Source organism: Maritimimonas sp. 2405UD52-3, assembly GCF_056591715.1.
This window is the reverse complement of sequence record NZ_JBWQOL010000002.1, coordinates 315,163-336,380: the sequence shown is the minus strand read 5'-3', so window position 1 is coordinate 336,380 and position 21,218 is coordinate 315,163. Positions and strand designations below refer to the sequence as shown.

At 33.6% G+C, this 21,218-nt stretch carries 21 protein-coding genes; 9 read left to right on the top strand and 12 right to left on the bottom strand.

The features are described 5' to 3' along the window. The 6 genes from AC1EU5_RS05750 to ruvX all read right to left on the bottom strand — a co-directional run bounded on the left by AC1EU5_RS05750 (window position 1) and on the right by ruvX (window position 4,169). A complete protein-coding gene (locus AC1EU5_RS05750; protein WP_480191413.1) occupies window positions 1–1,071 on the bottom strand; it encodes an isoaspartyl peptidase/L-asparaginase family protein in 1,071 nt (356 codons plus the stop codon). A 210-nt stretch (window positions 1,072–1,281) separates the two neighbouring features. After that, window positions 1,282–1,722, bottom strand: coding sequence for a DUF3052 domain-containing protein (locus AC1EU5_RS05745; RefSeq protein ID WP_480191412.1), 441 nt, complete (start codon window positions 1,720–1,722; stop codon window positions 1,282–1,284). A 135-nt stretch (window positions 1,723–1,857) separates the two neighbouring features. Further along, window positions 1,858–2,637: a nucleoside triphosphate pyrophosphohydrolase gene (gene mazG, locus AC1EU5_RS05740; RefSeq protein WP_480191411.1), complete on the bottom strand. Its 780-nt coding sequence runs from the start codon at window positions 2,635–2,637 to the stop codon at window positions 1,858–1,860. Window position 2,638: 1 nt separating this feature from the next. Next, entirely contained in the window at window positions 2,639–3,055 is a 417-nt protein-coding gene (locus AC1EU5_RS05735; protein WP_480191410.1) for a DUF5606 family protein, read from the bottom strand. Window positions 3,056–3,058: 3 nt separating this feature from the next. Then, complete coding sequence (def, locus tag AC1EU5_RS05730) at window positions 3,059–3,637, bottom strand: peptide deformylase (protein ID WP_480191409.1); 579 nt, start codon at window positions 3,635–3,637, stop codon at window positions 3,059–3,061. Window positions 3,638–3,758: 121 nt separating this feature from the next. Then, window positions 3,759–4,169: a Holliday junction resolvase RuvX gene (ruvX, locus tag AC1EU5_RS05725; protein WP_480191408.1), complete on the bottom strand. Its 411-nt coding sequence runs from the start codon at window positions 4,167–4,169 to the stop codon at window positions 3,759–3,761. A 99-nt stretch (window positions 4,170–4,268) separates the two neighbouring features. Between ruvX and AC1EU5_RS05720 the strand changes: the two genes are divergently transcribed. Further along, window positions 4,269–5,084, top strand: a complete 816-nt coding sequence (locus tag AC1EU5_RS05720; protein ID WP_480191407.1) for a 2,3,4,5-tetrahydropyridine-2,6-dicarboxylate N-succinyltransferase — start codon at window positions 4,269–4,271, stop codon at window positions 5,082–5,084. Window positions 5,085–5,088: 4 nt separating this feature from the next. On the opposite strand, the gene AC1EU5_RS05715 is transcribed toward AC1EU5_RS05720, so the two are convergent. Then, window positions 5,089–5,856 carry a lipopolysaccharide kinase InaA family protein gene (locus AC1EU5_RS05715; protein ID WP_480191406.1) on the bottom strand — a complete coding sequence of 256 codons (768 nt, stop codon included), beginning with the start codon at window positions 5,854–5,856 and terminating at the stop codon, window positions 5,089–5,091. Between the two features lie 83 nt (window positions 5,857–5,939). Here AC1EU5_RS05715 and AC1EU5_RS05710 point away from each other — a divergent pair, with 83 nt between their 5' ends. The 8 genes from AC1EU5_RS05710 to AC1EU5_RS05675 all read left to right on the top strand — a co-directional run bounded on the left by AC1EU5_RS05710 (window position 5,940) and on the right by AC1EU5_RS05675 (window position 14,538). Then, window positions 5,940–6,701, top strand: coding sequence for a glycosyltransferase family 2 protein (locus tag AC1EU5_RS05710; protein WP_480191405.1), 762 nt, complete (start codon window positions 5,940–5,942; stop codon window positions 6,699–6,701). Between the two features lie 9 nt (window positions 6,702–6,710). After that, window positions 6,711–7,703: a Stealth CR1 domain-containing protein gene (locus AC1EU5_RS05705; protein ID WP_480191404.1), complete on the top strand. Its 993-nt coding sequence runs from the start codon at window positions 6,711–6,713 to the stop codon at window positions 7,701–7,703. Window position 7,704: 1 nt separating this feature from the next. Further along, window positions 7,705–8,265, top strand: coding sequence for an L-threonylcarbamoyladenylate synthase (locus AC1EU5_RS05700; protein WP_480191403.1), 561 nt, complete (start codon window positions 7,705–7,707; stop codon window positions 8,263–8,265). A gap of 6 nt (window positions 8,266–8,271) precedes the next feature. Further along, window positions 8,272–9,693: a CCA tRNA nucleotidyltransferase gene (locus AC1EU5_RS05695; RefSeq protein WP_480191402.1), complete on the top strand. Its 1,422-nt coding sequence runs from the start codon at window positions 8,272–8,274 to the stop codon at window positions 9,691–9,693. 31 nt (window positions 9,694–9,724) lie between these two features. After that, window positions 9,725–10,798, top strand: coding sequence for a substrate-binding periplasmic protein (locus AC1EU5_RS05690; protein WP_480191401.1), 1,074 nt, complete (start codon window positions 9,725–9,727; stop codon window positions 10,796–10,798). A 96-nt stretch (window positions 10,799–10,894) separates the two neighbouring features. Further along, window positions 10,895–12,142: an ABC transporter permease gene (locus AC1EU5_RS05685; protein ID WP_480191400.1), complete on the top strand. Its 1,248-nt coding sequence runs from the start codon at window positions 10,895–10,897 to the stop codon at window positions 12,140–12,142. Window positions 12,143–12,144: 2 nt separating this feature from the next. Then, complete coding sequence (locus AC1EU5_RS05680) at window positions 12,145–13,404, top strand: ABC transporter permease (protein WP_480191399.1); 1,260 nt, start codon at window positions 12,145–12,147, stop codon at window positions 13,402–13,404. A gap of 24 nt (window positions 13,405–13,428) precedes the next feature. After that, window positions 13,429–14,538 carry an efflux RND transporter periplasmic adaptor subunit gene (locus AC1EU5_RS05675; RefSeq protein WP_480191398.1) on the top strand — a complete coding sequence of 370 codons (1,110 nt, stop codon included), beginning with the start codon at window positions 13,429–13,431 and terminating at the stop codon, window positions 14,536–14,538. Window position 14,539: 1 nt separating this feature from the next. Here AC1EU5_RS05675 and AC1EU5_RS05670 read toward each other — a convergent pair whose 3' ends face one another. From AC1EU5_RS05670 to AC1EU5_RS05650, 5 genes are all read right to left on the bottom strand, one after another. Next, window positions 14,540–14,860 carry a hypothetical protein gene (locus AC1EU5_RS05670; protein WP_480191397.1) on the bottom strand — a complete coding sequence of 107 codons (321 nt, stop codon included), beginning with the start codon at window positions 14,858–14,860 and terminating at the stop codon, window positions 14,540–14,542. 14 nt (window positions 14,861–14,874) lie between these two features. Beyond that, a complete protein-coding gene (locus AC1EU5_RS05665) occupies window positions 14,875–16,041 on the bottom strand; it encodes an acyl-CoA dehydrogenase family protein (protein ID WP_480191396.1) in 1,167 nt (388 codons plus the stop codon). An 8-nt stretch (window positions 16,042–16,049) separates the two neighbouring features. Next, entirely contained in the window at window positions 16,050–16,904 is an 855-nt protein-coding gene (locus tag AC1EU5_RS05660; protein ID WP_480191395.1) for a ComEA family DNA-binding protein, read from the bottom strand. Window positions 16,905–16,918: 14 nt separating this feature from the next. Further along, complete coding sequence (locus AC1EU5_RS05655) at window positions 16,919–18,523, bottom strand: alanine/glycine:cation symporter family protein (RefSeq protein ID WP_480191394.1); 1,605 nt, start codon at window positions 18,521–18,523, stop codon at window positions 16,919–16,921. 172 nt (window positions 18,524–18,695) lie between these two features. Then, window positions 18,696–21,152 carry a TonB-dependent receptor gene (locus AC1EU5_RS05650; protein ID WP_480191393.1) on the bottom strand — a complete coding sequence of 819 codons (2,457 nt, stop codon included), beginning with the start codon at window positions 21,150–21,152 and terminating at the stop codon, window positions 18,696–18,698. Between the last annotated feature and the right edge of the window lie 66 nt (window positions 21,153–21,218).

Below are 21,218 nucleotides of genomic sequence, written 5' to 3'. Positions count from 1 at the left end.
TTATTCTTCGTAAAATTTCACAACGTTTTCACCACTCGATTTTTTATAGCCACGATACATACCAGAAGAGTTAAAAGACCAGGCTACATTTCCATCTTTGTCAAGAGCTACCAGACCGCCGCTACCGCCTAAATCACCAATTTGCTGCATGACGTCATCAAGTGATGCTTTTAAGGATAGATCTTTGTATTGCATGAGGTTCGATGCTTCATGAGTGGCTAAAGTTCTTATAAAATATTCTCCTGTTCCGGTTGCTGAAACCCCACAAGTTTTGTTATTGGCATAGGTGCCTGCACCAATAATGGGGGAGTCACCAACACGACCATATTTTTTATTAGTCATACCACCGGTTGAAGTGGCTGCAGCTATATTTCCATTTTTATCTATAGCAACTGCACCTACAGTTCCATATTTATGGTCATCTATGAGTTCTTTATTTTCAATTATCATAGCAGAATGATCTAACATCACTTTTTCCTGTTCTTGGGCTTTTAATAATTGCTTGTACCTTTTTTCTGTATGGAAGTATTTATCGTCAACAAATTCTATTCCATTGAGTTTAGCAAAATCTTCAGCACCTTTTCCAGCCATTAGTACATGTCTAGTGCTATCCATAACAATTCTTGCGGCATTAATGGGGTTTTTAATACGTTTAACCCCAGCAACAGCGCCTGTATTTAAAGTGTTTCCATCCATAATGGAAGCATCTAATTCATTCTTACCCGCGCTATTAAATACCGCTCCTTTTCCTGCATTAAAGAGTGGAGAATCTTCCATGATATTTACTGCTCTTTGAACGGCATCTATAGCTGACTGCCCTTCTTCCAGCAATTTATAACCTGCATTAAGTGCCTCTTGTAACTTCTCTCTGTAAGCGACTTCCTGTTCTGGAGTCATATTTTCCTTTTTGATAGTGCCAGCACCTCCGTGAATGACAATTGCATAAACTCTTTCTTGAGGAGTTTCAATTATAGAAGTAGTATTTTCAGAAGTCTGATTCTCAACTGATTCCTTCTTGCAAGAAATTATAAAGAGAGTTAAGATTAAAGTAAAAAATAGAATACGTTTCATGGTCAAGAATTTCAGCTAAAATTACTGAATATTTTACTCAAAAAGAATTCATTGAGGTTAAGCCTCAAGATTTCCTTAAAATTGTTATTCCAGTGAAAACGGGAATCCAAATACAAAATTTCAATTTTCAATTTTTGGTATTCAAAATGAAGGGATTAAATATTGTGTTACCCTAATTTCATTGGAAATAGGACTGTTTTAAGAAATTTTTTATTGACGGTCTTTGAGTCGATATACAAATTTAAGTCCACTCCATTTTTCATCTACAGCACATACTTTCACATCAACCAAACCAAGATCAAGTAAATGTTCACGGATTAAGTCTCTCTTCAAATCAGTTTTAATGCCAGAACTTCCTTTGGGCCAACTCACCCATAAAAGCCCATCCGTTTTCAATTGTTCTTTTAGGAATTCTGCATTATTCTTTAACTCTTCAAAAGTTTTACAGAATAGATGAATAAAATCAATACTGTGTTTTTCTTCGGACTCTATATGGTCAATAGAAGTTGGGAAATCTGAGAAAAGGTTTAGATAATAATTCGGCTCATTCAACAATTTTACGGTGAAGCCTTCTTTAATACCTAGTTTTTTTGCAAGTGGAGTTTGTGAATAGCCAGCCATGGAGCTAAAATTACGAAAGATATCTGTCATTCCTGCGAAAGCAGGAATCCATTTAATCTCTTGGGTTCCCCATCAGGTGCGGAATGACAAATTATTTAAAATGCTTTTTCGAAGCGTTCCAGTTGATTCTATTTGGAAAAATCTTTTGATTTTTCCAAATTAATACTATTGGAATAATTTCTTTGAATTATTCCAATGCACATCCATTTCAGCGAGGGTCATTTCTGCAAGTTGTTTTCCTTCTTTTTTGGCAGCTTCTTCTAAGAATTGAAAGCGTTTGATGAATTTCTTATTTGTTTGTTCCAGGGCATTTTCAGGATTTACCTTAATAAAACGGGCATAATTGATCATAGAAAATAAGACGTCGCCAAATTCTTTTTCTGTATTTAGCTGTTCACCAGATTCAATAGCATCATTCAACTCAAAAAGTTCTTCTTTTACCTTGTCAAATACTTGATGTGGTTCTTCCCAGTCAAACCCAACTCCGGAGACTTTATCCTGAATTCTATTCGCTTTTACCATAGCAGGTAGACTTTTTGGAACGCCCTCTAAAACAGATTTCTTACCTTCTTTCAGCTTTAATTTTTCCCAGTTTTGTTTGACTTCTTCTTCATCTTTTACTTCTATGTCTCCATAAATATGTGGATGACGATCTATCAATTTTTCTGAAATGGAATTAGCAACATCGGCAATATCAAAATCATCAGTTTCTGAACCTATTTTGGCATAAAAGACGATATGGCATAGCAAGTCACCTAATTCTTTTTTTACTTCCTGTAAGTCATTATCAAGAATAGCATCGCCAAGTTCATAGGTTTCTTCAATAGTAAGATGACGTAACGATTGTAATGTCTGTTTTTTATCCCAAGGACACTTTACACGGAGCTCATCCATTATATCTAAAAGCCTTTCAAAAGCAGCAAGTTGTTCTTTTCGAGAATTCACCTTATTCTTCTTCCTCTGAATTATCTTTGTCTATCTCTGTAAAATCGAATCCTTTTTTAGCTAAGATATTATACCATTGTACCACTTTTTTGATGTTAGAAGGGTATACCCGTTCATCGTCAAAATTGGGAAGTACCTCACCAAAAAATGAAAGCAACTTGTCATTACTTTCTTTATGGCTAATAGTTTCTTTATTACTTTCTTTTTCCGCAATATTTTTAAATACATCTCGCAAAGGAACTTCTTCTTCGTAAGTATAAATCGCTATGTCATTCAATACACTTACATTATGCATAGCATTGATAGGAAGACGTTTTTTGTCAAGTAATGACTCAACAATCAATCCTGACTTTGATTGAGATACAATCTCAAATAATCCTGGCTTTCCTGAAACGGCAACAATTTTCTCTAAACTCATATCTTATTTTTTAGGAAATCTCATTCTGTAATCAACATCAACTTTTCCTTTTGAAATATTATCTAATTTTTTCTTAAGCAAGCGTTTTTTTAGTGAAGATAACTTATCTGTGAATAAAATGCCTTCAATATGATCATATTCATGTTGAATAACCCGAGCGGCTAAACCTTTTACAGTTTCCTGATGTTTTTTAAAGGTTTCATCAAAATACTCAATGGTTACTCTATCCTCTCTGGTGACGTCCTCATTTATATTTGGTATGCTCAAACATCCTTCACTAAATGCCCATTTTTTACCTTCCTCTTTTAAGATTTTTGCATTGATGAATATCTTTTTATAGTCTTTTAAAAAATTACGCTCTTTTTCATCTAATTCATCATCTTCGGCAAAAGGAGAAGTGTCTACTAAAAATAAACGGATAGCTTTGCCTATCTGAGGAGCTGCCAAACCAACACCGCGAGCGTTCTTCATCGTATCTTTCATATTTTCTATAAGCTCTTTGAGATTGGGGTATTCCTTATCTATTTCTTGGGCTACTTTTCGTAGCACAGGATCGCCATATGCAACAATGGGTAAAACCATATAGTTCTTTTAAATTATAGGTCGCAAAAGTACAAATAATAAAATGCAAACATAGAATAACAAAATCCAAAGTTTTCATTCTTACGATTGGAATTTATGTTTTAGTTACTAAAGTTTTTGGTTATTTACTGTAAAGATATGATTGTAGAATAATAGTTGCACTTATTTCATCAACCAACCCTTTATTTCTGCGTTTTTTCCTTTTAAGTCCGCTATCAATCATAGTTTGAAAGGCTAGTTTTGAAGTGAATCGTTCGTCAATTCTCTTGATCGGAATATCAGGAAATGTTGTTTTCAATTTTTCTAAAAAAGGAGCGATAAGTATTTCACTTTCAGAAGGGGTATTATCTAACTGCTTTGGTTCGCCAACCAAAATCAATTCAACATTTTCTTTTTTTAAATAATTTGTTAAGAATGTAAAAATAGTTGTAGTAGGAATAGTAGTTAGACCTGATGCTATGATTTGTAATTCATCAGTAACAGCTATACCCGTTCTTTTTTCTCCGTAATCTATCGCCAGTATTCTTGCCACATTAAAAATTTAAACAAAAGTAAGTTTTCTGTTTTTACTTAGCTAAAGTTGTGCCAATAATTAGTAAGCCTTTATATTTGCTTAAAATTAAAATTTGATATGACAGCTTTACTAGAAACTATTGAATCTGCTTGGGAAAATCGTGATTTATTGAAAGAAAGGGAAACCCAAAAAGCTATAAGAAAAGTAATTGATTTATTGGATGTGGGTACGTTGCGAGTTGCAGAACCAAAAAGTGATGGTTGGCAGGTAAATGAATGGGTAAAGAAAGCCGTAGTACTGTATTTTCCTATTCAAAAAATGGAAGTATTAGAGGCTGGTATTTTTGAGTATCATGATAAGATTCCGTTAAAACGAGGCTACCAAGAAAAAGAAATTCGCGTTGTACCGCATGCTGTAGCACGTCATGGAGCGTATATCTCAAAAGGTACGATTTTAATGCCTAGTTATGTAAATATTGGTGCCTATGTTGATGAAGGTACTATGGTAGATACATGGGCAACAGTGGGTTCATGTGCACAGATAGGTAAAAATGTACACTTATCTGGAGGTGTTGGTATTGGTGGGGTGCTAGAACCTTTACAAGCGGCTCCAGTAATTATAGAAGATGGTTGTTTTATTGGTTCTCGATGTATTGTGGTGGAAGGCGTTAGAGTAGAAAAAGAAGCTGTACTTGGCGCCAACGTAGTGCTAACAATGAGTACAAAAATTATTGATGTTACAGGAAATGAGCCTATTGAAATGAAAGGAAGAGTTCCTGCTAGATCCGTTGTAATTCCAGGAAGTTATACGAAGAAATTCGCGGCGGGAGAATACCAGGTTCCGTGCGCATTGATCATTGGCAAGCGTAAAGAAAGTACCAATAAAAAAACTTCATTAAACGACGCTTTACGTGAATATGATGTTGCAGTATAGCAAACTATTTTAAGTCATATTTTTTATTAAACAATATACTTTTAATTCGTTTTTCATTATCGAATTTTTTATGAAACTGCTTGTTAAAAAACCACATAAGATCAAAAACTTCTGAAGGTTGTTTATCTATGAGCTTTGCATAATGTTTACTTATTTTTTCTATAAGTTCTTTTTTACGCGTTAGTCTTGCAAAGTTTTTAAGTCTTTGCTGATAATTCAAGGAATGAAATTTCATTCTATTTAAATCAACAAGATAGTAACTATAGTCATTTTCCTTTTTTACAATGAGCGTATTACCAGGCGAATGATCTAAGAACTCTACCTCTTTTTCATGTAGATTGAATGTGAAATTGGTAAACCCCTCAATAATTTTTTCATGATCTTTATAGTTGGGTTCATCAATCAATGTTCTAAATGTAAGATCATAATTAACAAACTCGCTAATGTAGTAGCTTTTTTGTAAGCCTATACTGTTAAAATTTTCAATATATGCAACAGGTGGAGGTGTGTTTATACCTTTAGTCAATAAAATGTTAGCATATTCAAATGAACGTTTAGCTTTTGATTTACGGAAGTATTTGTAGACAATTTGATTTATAAAAAGGGGTTTCTTAAAAGACTTGATAACGAATATTTTTTCATTAGAAGTTATCTTTTTAATGGAATTGCGTTTGCCTGTATCAAATGAAGCGTTATAAGTATCAAAATTAGAAAGGATGGATAAAAGCCCATCCTTATAATTTGAGTATTGATTATTAAAATGAATTGTCATTAGACAAAAATACTATTTATGTTATAATTCTGCAGTTAGAATACTAAAACAAATAGTAAATTTACCAACTGAAAAAAGGCTATTTGATTAATTCCGCAAAGATAACTGCTATAATTCCAACTTTAAACGAAGAAGCAAATATTGAAGCTGCAATAAAGTCCGTAGGATTTGCAGATGAAATTATAATTATTGACTCTTTTAGTGATGATAATACAGTGGATTTAGCTAAAAAACATGACGTAAGAATTATACAGCGAGATTTTGACAATTTCTCTTCCCAAAAGAACTACGCAATTAATCAAGCAAAGAATGACTGGATATATATACTAGATGCTGATGAACGCGTAAATGATGAATTAAGGGATGAAATTGTTAAATTCGTTAACAACCCTGGAGGTTTTGTTGGATTTTATATTTATCGCACATTTTATTTTTTTAATAAGCAAATCACTCATGGAGGTTGGGGACGTGATAAAGTGATTAGGCTTTTTAGAAAAGATAAATGCAAATATGATGGCAAGTTAGTGCATGAGTTGATTGCATACGAGGGTGAAGTAGGTTTTTTAAAGAACAAAGTAGATCATTATTCGTATCAGAATTATGATTACTATTCTAGTAAGTTAGATCAATATACTTCTTTACAAGCCCAAGCTTTGTACAAGAGAAGAAAAAGGGTAACTATTTTTCACGTTACCATTAAACCTATATTTAGGTTCTTTTCACATTACATAATTCGTAGAGGATTTCTCGACGGTTTTCCTGGTTTTGTTTTAGCTGCTCATCATTCTTACGGTGTAATGTCACGCTATATTAAGTTATGGTTGCTTTATAGAGATGAAAAATGATGTCTTAATATGTTGTTAGAAGAAGATGTAAACTATTTCCCAGTTGATATTGTTATAATGTGGGTTAATGGTAATGATATTGAATGGCAAAAGAAAATTAACAGATATTCAGATGTTAAAATTGATTTTCAAAAGAAAAAAGAAAGCATACGCTATAATTCAATCGGCGAAATAGATATAGCGATTCGATCAATTATTAAGTTTGCCCCATTTATAAGAAATCTTTTTTTAGTAACTGATGAGCAAGTTCCTGATACTTACGATAAGCTTGAAATATTAGCTAAAAAGCAGAATATAAATTTAGAGATAGTAGACCATAAAGTAATATTTAGGGAGTTTGAAGAGTATTTGCCATGCTTTAATTCGCGATCAATAGCCACGGTTTTATATAGAATACCAAATCTCTCTGAGCATTTCATCATCTTCAATGATGATACCTTTATAATGAGAGAGACTTCAATTAATGATTATTTTGAAAACGGATTACCCATCTTAAGAGGGAAATGGAAGAAGTTTTATGAAGATCAAAAACTACGTAAAATATATTATGATTTTCTCTCAGTAATAGGTAAAAATAATAAACAAGACAAAGTAGGCTTTAAAGAGGCAATGCAAAAAAGTGCTAAACTGGCAGGTGCAAAAAAATATATTAGAAGATTTCACAACCCTATTCCAATTCGCAGGTCCACTATAGCTGCTTTTTTAAATACAAATGAAGAGCTTTTAGTAAACAATATAAAACATAGATTTAGAAGTAATGAGCAGTTTCTGGTTGAATCTTTAGCAAATCATCTGGAAGTTAAGAATGGTACATTTGTTTATGAGAAAGATACTAAGTTAACCTATTTTAGATCATATAAAAAGCCAGGAAAGGTTAGAAAGAAACTTTCACAATTTTTGAAAAACAAAATAGACATATTTATGACTTTTCAAAGTCTTGAGTTGGCTGATGAAGAAACACAGAGGTATATATTAGATTGGGTTGAAAATAGATTGAAATAGATTGGATCAAGAAATTAAAATATCATTAAAAACTATCCGTAAAGGAAGTGTGCTTTTATATCCAACGGATACTGTTTGGGGCATAGGTTGTGATGCTACCAACGAAGAAGCTGTTTCAAAAGTATACCAAATTAAACAACGTCATGAGAGTAAAAGCTTAATCATTTTGGTAGACTCAATTGAAATGCTGAGTACTTATATTTCAAAAATTCCAGCTAAAGCACTTGAAATTCTAATAAATGAAGATAGGCCAACTACCATTATTTATAGTAATCCTAAAAGGCTGGCAAAAAATGTATTTGCTTCGGATAATACAGTAGCTATACGAATAGTACAAAATGAATTCTGTCAAAAATTGATTAAAGAATTCGGTAAACCTATAGTTTCTACATCAGCTAATATTAGTGGCCTTGCTACTCCCATATCATTTCAAGAAATAGATACTGCTATTTTGGAGGCCGTTGATTATGTGGTAAATTTGCATTGCGAAAAAACGTCTAATAAATCTTCTCAAATTTTAAGAGTACTTGAAAATGGAGAAATAGAAGTGATAAGAGCTTGAAATTACATGCGACAAATATTTTATAAGGAAGCTTTAAAGCCTCAAATTTTTAAGATCATTTCTAGAGCATCTAAAGAGTTGGCTTTAGAGAGTTATGTCATTGGAGGATTTGTACGTGATTATATTTTAGGTAGGAGAGGTGCTAAGGATATAGATGTAGTAACGGTTGGTAGTGGTATAAAATTAGCTCAAAAAGTTGCTTCTTTATTACCAAATACTCCTAAAGTTCAGGTATTTAAAACCTATGGAACGGCAATGTTACGCTATGAAGATATTGAATTAGAGTTTGTAGGTGCACGTAAAGAATCATATTCAGAGAATAGTCGTAATCCAGAGGTTGAATCAGGTTCATTAGAGGATGATCAGAATCGTAGGGATTTCACCATTAATGCATTAGCGTTAAATTTAAATGAAAATTCATTCGGAGAATTACTCGATCCATTTAACGGTATTGAAGATTTAAAAAATAAGGTTATCCGCACACCGCTTAATCCTGATATAACGTATTCTGATGATCCTTTACGAATGATGAGAGCCATTCGTTTTGCTACTCAACTTAATTTTAAGATAGAAGAAGAATCTTTGAAAGCAATTTCAAGAAATGCTGCGCGTATTGATATTATAACCAGAGAACGTATTGTAGATGAATTGCACAAAATATTGTTGTCTGAAAAACCATCCATTGGTTTTCGATTATTGGAAGAAACGGGGTTATTAAAAAGAATATTGCCAGAGCTTATTGCTTTAAAAGGTGTTGAAGAAGTTGAAGGTCAGAAACACAAGGATAATTTTTATCACACTTTACAAGTTGTAGATAATATCTCAAAAAACACTAATAATATTTGGTTAAGATGGTCTGCTTTACTGCATGATATTGGGAAAGCGCCAACAAAAAAGTTTCAGAAAAAAATTGGATGGACATTTCATGGACATGAATTTGTAGGTTCTAAAATGGTATATAAAATTTTTAAACGATTGCATATGCCATTAAACAACAAAATGAAATACGTTCAGAAAATGGTATTGTTAAGTTCTCGCCCAGTAATCTTAGCTGAAGATGAAGTAACTGACTCTGCAGTTCGTCGTTTGTTATTTGATGCAGGCGATGATATAGATGATCTAATGACACATTGCGAAGCAGATATCACCACTAAGAATCCTAAAAAGCAACAACGCTATCTAAATAATTTTAAACGTGTTCGTCAAAAAATAAAAGAAGTAGAAGAACGTGATCGCATTCGTAATTTCCAACCTCCCATTTCTGGTGAATTGATTATGGAAACTTTTGATCTGAAACCTTGCAGAGAGATTGGTCAAATAAAAGAAGCAATCAAAAATGCAATTTTAGACGGCAAAATACCTAATGACTACGAAGCTTCTTACCAATTTATGTTAGAAAAAGCTAGACAATTAGGTATAAAAAAATAGTATATTTAGCCTTTATTAGGATAAATCATCAATGAAAAAACTAATATTTTTCTTCTTTTTCGTTTTTAATATTTTACCAACTTCCTCACAACAACTAAAAGACACATTACTTATTGCTTATACACCTGCAGCCCCTTTTATTATTCAAAATGAAGATAAATTATCTGGTATTAATATATGGCTTTGGGAACGTTTGGCTGATGATCTTAATATAGAATATAGATTTGTTGAAATGGGATTTGCAGAAATGCTCCAAGGACTTAGAGATGGTAGCGTTGATGTGAGTATCAATCCATTGACCATTACTAGTGAACGGAGTAAAACTATGGAATTCACTCATTCATTTTTTGCCTCTAATTCTACTATTGCAGTAGCTAAAACAGGTTCTTTTACAAGATTTTTTGAGTTTTTACGATCTTTTTTTAGCGTTGATTTTTTAAGAGGCTTACTAGTATTGCTTTTTATTATTATGCTATTCGGTTTGTTAGCTTGGACCTTTGAGCGAAAGGAGAATGCACATCATTTTCGTCCAGGGTTAAAAGGTGTTTTTGATGGTATGTGGTGGTCGGTTGTTACAATGACCACTGTAGGCTATGGAGACAAGTACCCTAAGAGCAGAGGGGGCAAAATTGTAGCTTTAATTTGGATGTTTTGTGGGTTGTTATTTATATCTGGTTTAACTGCAAGTGTAGCATCTAGTTTGACGGTAAACAGATTATCGAATTCTACTGAAGATTTCAACGAATATAAAGAACGTCCGGTTGGCAGTGTGAAGAATTCTAGTTCTACAGGTTTTTTAAAGGATCATTTTTTCAAACAAATAGAATTGTATAGAAGTGTTGAAGATGGTTTAGAAGATTTAAGTGTTAAGAAAATTGATGCTTTTTTATACGATGAACCTATTTTGAAATATCGCATTAAACAAAATGAAGCGTTCAATAATCTTAAGTTGTTACCTGTTCAATTTGACTTACAACTCTACGCATTTGGTCTTCCTAAAAAAAGAGCTGTATTAGAACAAAAGATTTCGCAAAAAATATTAGAAATTACAGAAAGCCATGAATGGCGAGTAGTTTTAAATGAGCACGGACTTAATGAATTATAAATTTTCATTTTTATTTATGAAAACTGTAACAAAGTAATAGTTGAACTCGTCTATTAGCAAAACAACTCTTCAATTTTAAAACCATAACCCCTTCTTATGTTCGATATCGATCGTTGGCAAGAGATATTTGATACTATCAGAAAGAACAAGCTTCGTACCTTTCTTACAGGTCTTTCTGTTGCTTCAGGAATTTTTATTCTGGTTATTTTATTGGGTTTTGGTCAAGGTTTTCAAAATGGTATCAAAAAAGAATTTGAAGCAGATGCTACAAATCGTGTTTGGGTTTGGACACAGGTTACTACTAAAGAACACAACGGATTGAATCCAGGAAGGACAATACAGTTAAAAAATGAAAATCTTGAATACTCTAATCAAGCTTTTGCGGAAGATTTAGAATATAATTCTGGTGTGTTCAGAGTACGTGGGGTAACCATAAACTATAAGAAAGAATCTGGTGCTTATGGGGTGCAAGGTGTGAGTCCTGATTATCAACGAATTGAAAATATGAAAATGATATCTGGTCGTTATCTGAACCAATTGGATATGGATGCTAGCCTAAAAGTGGTGGTAATTTCCAAAAAGATTAAACGAGAGATGATGAAGGAAGTTGAGAATCCGTTAAATGAATATTTGCAACTATCGGGTATCAACTTTAAAATTATAGGTGTATATGCTGACGAAGGTGGAGAACGTGAAGAAAATAGGATTTACATACCTATGACCACTGCGCAGAATGTGTTCAACGGTCAAAATAAATTAGCAAATATGTCTTTTACATTAACCCCAAGAGAGACGTTTGATGAATCCGTTTTTGCTGCTAATAGATTTACTGAAAAGCTAAAGAAGTATTTAAAGAATTCACATCAAGTAGCACCTGATGATAATAGTGCAATTAATGTTTACAGCGCAGAAGAAGAGGCAAAACGTTATTTTACTTTAACTAATAATATAGCTATGTTTTTTTGGTTTGTTGGTATTTGTACTATTATAGCAGGTATTGTTGGTGTTAGTAATATCATGTTAATTATTGTAAAAGATAGAACACGTGAGATTGGAATTCGCAAAGCTTTGGGAGCTAAACCCTGGTCAATAATTGGTATGATATTACATGAAGCAATTTTTGTAACAGCAGTTTCAGGGTTTGCGGGGTTGATATTTAGTATGGGTTTATTAGAATTAGTTGGGCCTAACGTTGAAGTTGATTATGTGTCAAACCCAACGGTGAATTTTTCCATAGCTATGACGATGGTCATTTTATTAATTATTGCTGGTGCAATTGCAGGATTTTTCCCGGCTTGGAGGGCAGCGAAAGTTCAACCCATAGAAGCGTTAAGAGACGAATAAATATGTTTAGTAGAGATCGTTGGAAAGAAATAATAGAAGTACTGTCAAGTAATTGGTTCAGAACTGTATTGACGGCCTTTGGTGTTTTCTGGGGCATTTTCATACTGATCATATTATTGGCAGCGGGAAAAGGATTTGAAAATGGTGTAAACATGGAATTTGGTGACACAGCAACTAATACCATGTTTATGTGGACGCGCACAGCGACCAAAGCCTATCAAGGTATGCCTAAAGATAGACGCTTCAGTTATCGCCTTTCTGATGTAGAAGATATTCGAAGAAATGTATCTGATTTACAATTTATATCACCACGAAATCAATTAGGAGGCTTCAATGGATCTAACAATGTAGTACGCGGAATTAAGACGGGAGCATATGATGTTTACGGAGATTATCCTGAGATTATTAAGCAGGAGCCAATGGATATAACTTCTGGCAGGTTTATTAACTATAATGACATCAATCAAAATAGAAAAGTTGCAATAATTGGAGAAGGGGTGCGAAATGAATTATATGATAAAGATGAAGAGGTTTTAGGCACTTATGTAAAAATTCAAGGTGTTAATTTTATGGTGATTGGTACCTATAAAAAGAAAAATAGTGGTGGTGATGGTGAAGAAGATCAGAAGCAGGTTTTTGTGCCTTTTACGGCATTTTCACAAGCCTTTAATAGAGGAGATAAAGTAGGTTGGATGGCTATTACTGCGGTGGATGAAACGCCTATTACCAATATTAAAAAGAAGATATTTAACATTGTAAAGAAAAACCACAAAATTCATCCTGATGATGAAAGAGCAGTGGGTCATTTTGATCTTCATGAAGAATATAGTAGGGTGCAACGTCTTTTTGTGGCCATTAGAGTTATTGCTTATTTTGTAGGTACATTGGTCTTGTTATCAGGTATTATTGGTGTAAGCAATATAATGTTGATTGTGGTAAAAGAGCGTACCAAAGAAATTGGTATCAGAAGGTCTTTAGGAGCTTCACCGTGGAACATCAGAAGTCAAATTTTAACAGAGTCAGTGTTCCTAACAATAATATCAGGTATGGCAGGAATTGTATTTTCCTCTTTACTGATTTACTTAATTAATTTGGCTATTGATAGTAGTGGACCTGTAGACATGTTTGCCAATCCAAGCGTAAATATAGGTATAGTATCTATAGCTTTAACCATACTTATTATTTCAGGCTTATTAGCAGGCTTTATTCCTGCTCAAAATGCCATAAAAATAAGACCTATTGAAGCATTAAGAACAGATTAATATATAAACCAGAAACAAACACAAATGAAAAAATCAGTAACCATTTTTATATTAATTTTTATAGTTGTCACTTTTGCAGGCGCTATGTATTATTTGTACACAAAAAATGCAGAAGATCCTGTAGTATATAAAACTGAAAAACCAGAAAAAAAGAATATCGTCAAGAAGACGGTTGCTACCGGAAGTATTTTACCTCTAGAGGAAGTTTTAATCAAGCCTAATATTTCTGGTGTTATTCAAGAAGTATATGTTAAAGGTGGTGATAATGTAAAGAAAGGTGATTTGATTGCTAAAATTAAAGTGATTCCAGATCTTAATTCTCTAAATAATGCTAAAAATAGAATCCAAACTACAAGGATTGCACTTGATGATCAGCAGCGTAATTACGATCGTCAAAAAGCCTTGTTTGACAAAGGAGTTATTTCAAGGCAAGACCTGGAACAAGCAGATGTAAACTATAAGCAAGCACAACAAGACTATAATGCTGCTAATAGAAGCTATGATATTGTTCGAACGGGTTCAACAAGAGGTTTAGGTAATGCTGCTCAAACACTCATTAGAGCTACTGTATCAGGTATGGTTTTAGATGTTCCAGTTGAAGTGGGGAATCAGGTAATTCAAGCAAATAATTTTAATGAAGGTACTACTATAGCATCTTTAGCAGATGTCAACAAGTTAATTTTTGAAGGAAAGATTGATGAGTCTGATGTTGGAAAAGTAAAAGAAGGTTTACCATTAGAGATTACTGTTGGAGCTGTAGAGAATACTGTTTTTGATGCTGTTTTAGATTATATAGCTCCAAAAGGTGTTTTAGAAAATGGAGCTATACAGTTTGAGATAAAAGGTACGCTGAATAAACAAGATACTACTTTTGTTAGAGTAGGCTTAAGTGCCAATGCATCTATTATTTTAGGAAAAGCAGATAGTGTAATGGCTATTAAGGAGGCTTTAGTACAGTTTGATAAAGAAACCAAAGCCCCTTACGTGGAGATAAAAAACGGTGAAGGTTTTGATAGAAAAGATATTACGCTAGGTATTAGTGATGGCATACATGTAGAGATTAAAGAGGGTATTGCCGAAGGTGATGAAATAAAAGTATGGAATAAGATCAAAGAAGAAGAAAATAATGGCTAAGTTATTTATTTGAATCCTTTTTCTTAAAATTTTCTAGGGCTCTTAATCCAAAGAAAACAAAAATACCACAAAAAAAAGCAAAAGGAATAAGTGTATAAGGCGCCGCACTTCGGCTATCATCATTTTGTATTTTGTCAATAGTTTCTTTTTGTTCCTTAGTCACTTCATTTTCACTGTAGATGCCATCATTGTTTTTGTCTAGTTCAATAAGTTCTTGCTCAATCGCTTTTTCTTGTATTTGAACTCCGTAGGTTAAAAAGAAATAGATAACAACAGCAATGCTTGCTGCAATAATTTTTTTGTGTTTGAAAATGAAATGCAAGTTGAGAAGTTTGCTTAAGTGGCAGGTTTATATTCTTTTTTATCAATGATCATTTTAGCAATAATCTCACGAAGTATTTCGGAAGTTCCGCCACCAATTGGACCTAATCGGCTATCTCTAAGTAAACGCGCCATCGGATATTCTTCCATATAACCGTAACCTCCCAAAAGTTGTAGGCAATCATAGGCGACTTCATCAGCAACCCTAGTGGAAACTAATTTGGACATACTTGCTTCTTTTACTACATATTCGCCATCATTTAATCGTTTTGCTACGGTATAATTAAAGGTTTTGCATACCTCAACTTCACTAGCCATGTCAGCAACCTTATGACGTAAAGCTTGAAATTTGTCAATAGTTTTTCCAAAAGCCTGACGTTCACCCATATACTGCAATACATATTCTAATGCATATTCAGAACGTGCATGGGCATTGATGCCCATTAATAAACGCTCTAAAGCAAAATGTTGCATGATATAAGCAAAGCCTTTGCCTTCATCACCCATCAAATTTTCAACGGGTACCTTTACATTGTCAAAAGCAATTTCAGCTGTGTCAGAAGCACGCCAACCAAGTTTATCTAATTTGGTAGCTGTAACTCCCGGTAAATTGCTGTCAAGAACAAAAATACTTAAACCCTTATTGCCTAATTCAGGTTGTGTCTTTGCAGCCACTACCATATAATCTGCATAGACCCCATTAGTGATAAATGTTTTAGAGCCATTAAGTATATAATGATTACCATTTTTTATAGCTGTTGTTCGCATTCCAGCCACATCAGAACCGCCAAAAGGTTCTGTAATGCAAAGACAACCTATCTTTTCACCTTCAACACTTGGCACTAGATATTCTTGTTTAATACGGTCATCGCCTTCCTTATTCAGATGGGTCATTGCTAGATATGCATGTGCCCACATGGCGGCGGCAAAACCTCCTGAATTTATCTTTTGTAGCTCCTCTAAGAAAATAACGGTGTAGAAAAAATCAAGGTTCAAGCCTCCATATTCTTCAGGTACATTTAACGCAAAATAATCCATTTCACCCATTTTTTTCCAGATGAAGCGTTCAATAGTGCCTTCCTTTTCCCATTTTTCAATATGAGGCACCACTTCTTTTTGTAGAAATTCGCGAAAACTTTGCCTAAAAGAATCGTGCTCTTCGGTAAAATATAAGCTTTGCATGAAGATGTTTATTTAGCTAACAAATATACGGCTATTCTGTCATATTTATCTAGGGGAAAACCTTCTATTTGCTTTAATTCTTCTAGTGATTGTAACTCTGCTACTTCGTCTCTAAAATCAAAGATTTTCTTTGTTAAATCATAATCAATATAGGGTAGTGCTAAGACTTCTTTAAAAGAAGCAGTATTTACATTTAGTTTGCTGATTCTAGGTATAGAAAGTACTTTAAAATTAACTAAAACTCTATCTGCAATTTCTCTTTTCAATCCCCAAACTTCATAAAGCTGATCGTTAAAAGAATATCCTTTGAGGTGCGTTCTGTACTTTATAATCCGTTCAGAAAGTTTATTTCCAATACCATTAATTATTTTAAGTTCATTGGCTGAAACTGAATTTAAATCTTGAATGCCAACCTTTGTTAATTTCTTATTCTTAAACCTTACTTGTTTAGTGCTAACCCAATCCGGAAATTTAAAATGCGGAGAAATTACATTTAGTAGACTATCAGAAACACCAGTAATTTCTTGAAATTCCTTAGTTGAATTTATGTATTCTCCTTTTGATCTATGCTCTAATAGTTTATCAATTTCATCTATAGACATACCAAGTTGATACCCTTTAAAATCAGTAATAAAACTTGGATTAAAAGGATACATCTTGGGTTTTTGACTTTCCGATTTTACCTGCTTAATAGAATCTATTTTTTGCTGGAATTCAGTAATTTCAGAACTATTTAAATCGATTGTTTTTTCTGATGAAAAATCTATAAAGAAGTTCAGGAATAGTAAAAGAATAATAATGGAGGTTAAAAACAAAATCCCATTTCGTTGGCTTTTAGTATACCTGAAATGGGATTTAAACATAATACTTGAATTAATTACTCTTTTTTGGCTTTTATAGCTGCCAAATATCTTTTTAGTTGTTTTTGAACTACTGGGAACAAGAAGTATAATCCTACCATGTTGGGGAAAACCATTGCAAAGATCATTGCATCTGAAAAGGCCCAGATAGAATTCATACTTGCGGCTGCACCAATTACAATAAAAGTTAAGAATAATAGCTTATATACTAGATCAGCAGTTTTACCACGGCCGAATAAGAACTTCCAAGATTGTAAACCGTAATAAGACCAAGAGATCATTGTAGATACAGCAAATAAGAAAACAGCTACAGTTAGGAATACATTTGAGTAAGGAATATATTGAGCAAATGCTTTTGAAGTGATACCAGCCCCTTCATAAGGAAGTCCGTCAATCATCACAGTACCTGTTCCATCACCACCATACTCAAAATAACCGCCAAAGTTAAAGATGATAATTACCAATGCCGTCATTGTACAAATAACTACAGTGTCAATAAATGGCTCTAATAATGCTACCAACCCTTCTGAAGCAGAGTAATTTGTTTTTACTGCTGAATGCGCAATAGAAGCTGAACCAGCACCAGCCTCATTTGAGAACGCTGCACGCCTAAAACCAACTAATAATACACCAATAACGCCTCCCACACCAATTGCTCTTGGGTTGAATGCTTCAGTAAAGATCAAGCCGAATGCATTATCAATCAAACTGAAATTACTAAGGATAATGTATAGACAAGCAATTAAATACAATAATGCCATAAAAGGCACTACTTTTTCCGTTACTGAAGCAATACGTTTGATACCTCCAATAATAATAATACCAACTATTATAGCTATTACCACACCAATCCAAAAACCTGCACCGGTACTCTCTAGGCCTAATAATTCTTTTACCACAATTGTTGCTTGGTTTGATTGAGCAGCATTTCCACCACCAAAAGAACCACCAATACAGAAAACGGCAAACAACACGGCTGCAATTTTTCCAAGCATGCCAAAGCCTCTTTCCTTAAGCCCTCTACTAATATAATACATAGGTCCTCCATATACAGTTCCTTCTCCATCAACATCACGATATTGCACACCTAAGGTACACTCTACAAATTTTGTTGACATACCCAAAAGACCACAGACAATCATCCAAAAAGTGGCGCCTGGCCCACCTAATGCAATTGCTAAAGCAACCCCGGCAATATTACCATTACCTACCGTACCCGAAACGGCTGTAGCCAATGCTTGAAAATGCGATACTTCGCCTTCTTGACTTTCATCTCTAATAGTTTCAATGGCATCACCACCGGGTGTAACATCGCCATAAGCAGCTTCTAAAACAGGATGATCAACATCATCATACTTTCCTCTCACTACATTAATAGCTGTAAAAAAGTGACGAATATTAGGAAACTTAAAATATAATGTAAAAAACAAGGCACTACCTACTAATAGGAAGAGTACAAAAGGTATGTCAGGGTCTTTCCATACGGGAAAGAAAATTACGTTATTAAAAAAATCAGAAACAGGCTTAAAAGCTTCATCAATACGTTGATCTAGACCTTTTTCTTGGGCAAATGTCATGTAGGGAATTACCAAAAGTAATAATGACAGTAGTCGCTTATTCATAAATAATAATTGAGTTAGTACTTTTTTTCAGACATGCAATATCATAAAAAAATGGTGGCATCACAAATTTTGCCAGTTAAATATAAATGAGGAATGAATTTGTTAAAATAATAAAACTCCTGAACAAAAGGATGTTACAGGAGTTTTACATAACCAAAAAATGAAAAAGTTTTTAGAAGAATCCGCTACTTTGTTTTTCGTTGCTATCTCGGTTTCTACGCCTCTTTGCTTTATTTTTACCTCCGCCAAACCTATAGTTGAACCCTAAGTAGGTAGTACGGCTTTCCCATTGAAATCTACCATTCTGTACATAAGGATTTACTGAGTTAAAAGCGAATTTCATTCCTTGAAAGATATCATTTACTCTCAAGGTTATAGTTCCTTTATTTTTTAATACGTTTAAACTACTTCCTACATTAATCATCCACATCTCGTCCACATCCCATTGAATGTCTTCTCTTGGGCCTCTATACATAGCGAAGAGTTGAAAGCGTAATTTTTTACTTGCTTTAAAACTATTACTGATTCGTGCATTAAAAACCTCATTGGTAACTTCAATAGGAGTAGCGTTAGGATTAAAGGGGTCAACAATGCCAAACTGTTTCTGAGAATAGAAATCCATGCTGGCATTAATTCTCCACCATTTAGCCACTTTATAATTGGTTGAAAACTCTAACCCAAAAGCATCAGTATCTTCAAAATTTGTGAATGTCAGAATTTGTTGAACATTTTCGGGATCGGCTGGATCACTGAAAGTTATTCTTGAAATAACATCATTAATATTTCTGTAGAATGCGCCAAATGTTAACGAGCCATTTTTTATTTTTCTTGTATAGTTTAGCTCTACTGAATTTGTAAACTGTGGTACTAGTTCGGGGTTACCAATGGATGTGATTAACGGAGTACTCCATTCACGAATAGGGTTTACCTGACGAATAGAAGGTCTATCAACACGTCTGCTATAGCTTAACTGATATTGATTCTTCTCTGATGGGGAATAGGTAAAAAAGGCTGAAGGGTAAACTGAGAAAATCTCATCAGTAACGCCTTCATTATCTTGATTTTCTTGTCTGAAATTACCTTCAATTTCAAACTGTTCAAAACGAGCACCTATTTGTGCACTCAATTTACCGAACTTATGATTGTAATTAAAATAGGCTGAATAAATATTTCTATCGTAATCAAAAGATGAATTTCCTATTCGTGTAGTGCCTGTTATATTAAAGTCATCATCAAAAACATATCTTTCCTGATTGGTTAAATTGTCATTAACTGTTTTATCTAATCTGTATTCAACACCCAATTCTAATTTTCCATTCTTTGAAACAGGATTCGTATAATCAAGATTTACCAAGACATTCTCCCTATCATTTTCTATGAAGTTCACAAAGTTTCTTAACCTATAATCAAAGTCGATAATATTATCTTCACGGTCAGTATTTTCAGCATCTTCAGGTGCATCAGTATCTGTATAATTAACCTCAAACTCTATATTATGCCCTTCTTTTTTGAAATCACGTGTGTAATTAAAGTTATAGGTCTGCGCATGGCTTTCTATATTTTGAATGTTATTTGCAAAACTTGTGATGTCTTGATTCTCCGAAACGATTGTTCTTCCTGAACCATCATTTGTGAACCAATTTTGTGTTGTAAAAATTGATATGGTGTTTTTGTCATTTATGTAAATATCGGCACCTATTTTGGCTAAATGCGATTGATTGTCATTGCTGAATACAAAATCTTGAAATATATCTGCTCCAGGGCGATCTACAAACCCGAAATTATAACGCTCCCCACCATTATAACCGTAATTGCCAAAAAAGTTTACTTTTCCGGTTTTGTAATTCATATTAGTAGATGCGTTATATCTAACATAGTGACCTGCTTCAACACCGGTATTGATGCTAGCATTGAATCCTTGATTCGCATTTTTATGCAATACAATATTAATAATACCTGACATACCTTCAGGATTGTATTTTGCTGAAGGGTTGGTTATTAATTCAACTGTTTTAATAGATGTTGAGGGAATTTGCTGCAATAATTGTGAAGCGTCAATATTAGTAGGTTTTCCATCAACAAACACTTGAACATTTTCATTACCTCTTAAACTAATATTTCCTGTTTGGGAGTCTACACTTACTGAGGGTACATTATTTAATAATTCTGAAGCTGTGGTTCCAGCGGCAGTTAAATCTTTACCAACGTTTATTACTTTTCTGTCAACTTTTTGAGTTATAGTTGAAGTTTCTGCAACCACGTTTACTTCTTCTAAAGTAGTACTGTCTTCACTTAAACCTATTGTGCCCAAATTTTGCTTTAGTTTTCCTGATACCAAATTAACCTCTTGAGCATGTGTTTTATAGCCAATAAATTGAACTTCAACCATATTTTTCCCTTCAGGAATTTTTGTGATATTGAACATCCCTTTATCATCACTAATTCCTCCCGTTACCGTTTTACCGGTAGTATCTTTAATGACTATGGTGGCATATGGAATGGGTTCTTTTGTGTTGGCATCTATTACTTTTCCAGAAACACTTCCGTTTCTTGGAAGTTTATCTTTGGCGAGCTGTGCGGATAAAGACATGCTTACTAAAAAGCAAAGTGCATACAGTGCATTTTTCATTAGATTTGATTTTTGTTAGTTTAGTATTACTTGTTGAGTTGTTTTGCCACTTTTTAGTAATACCAT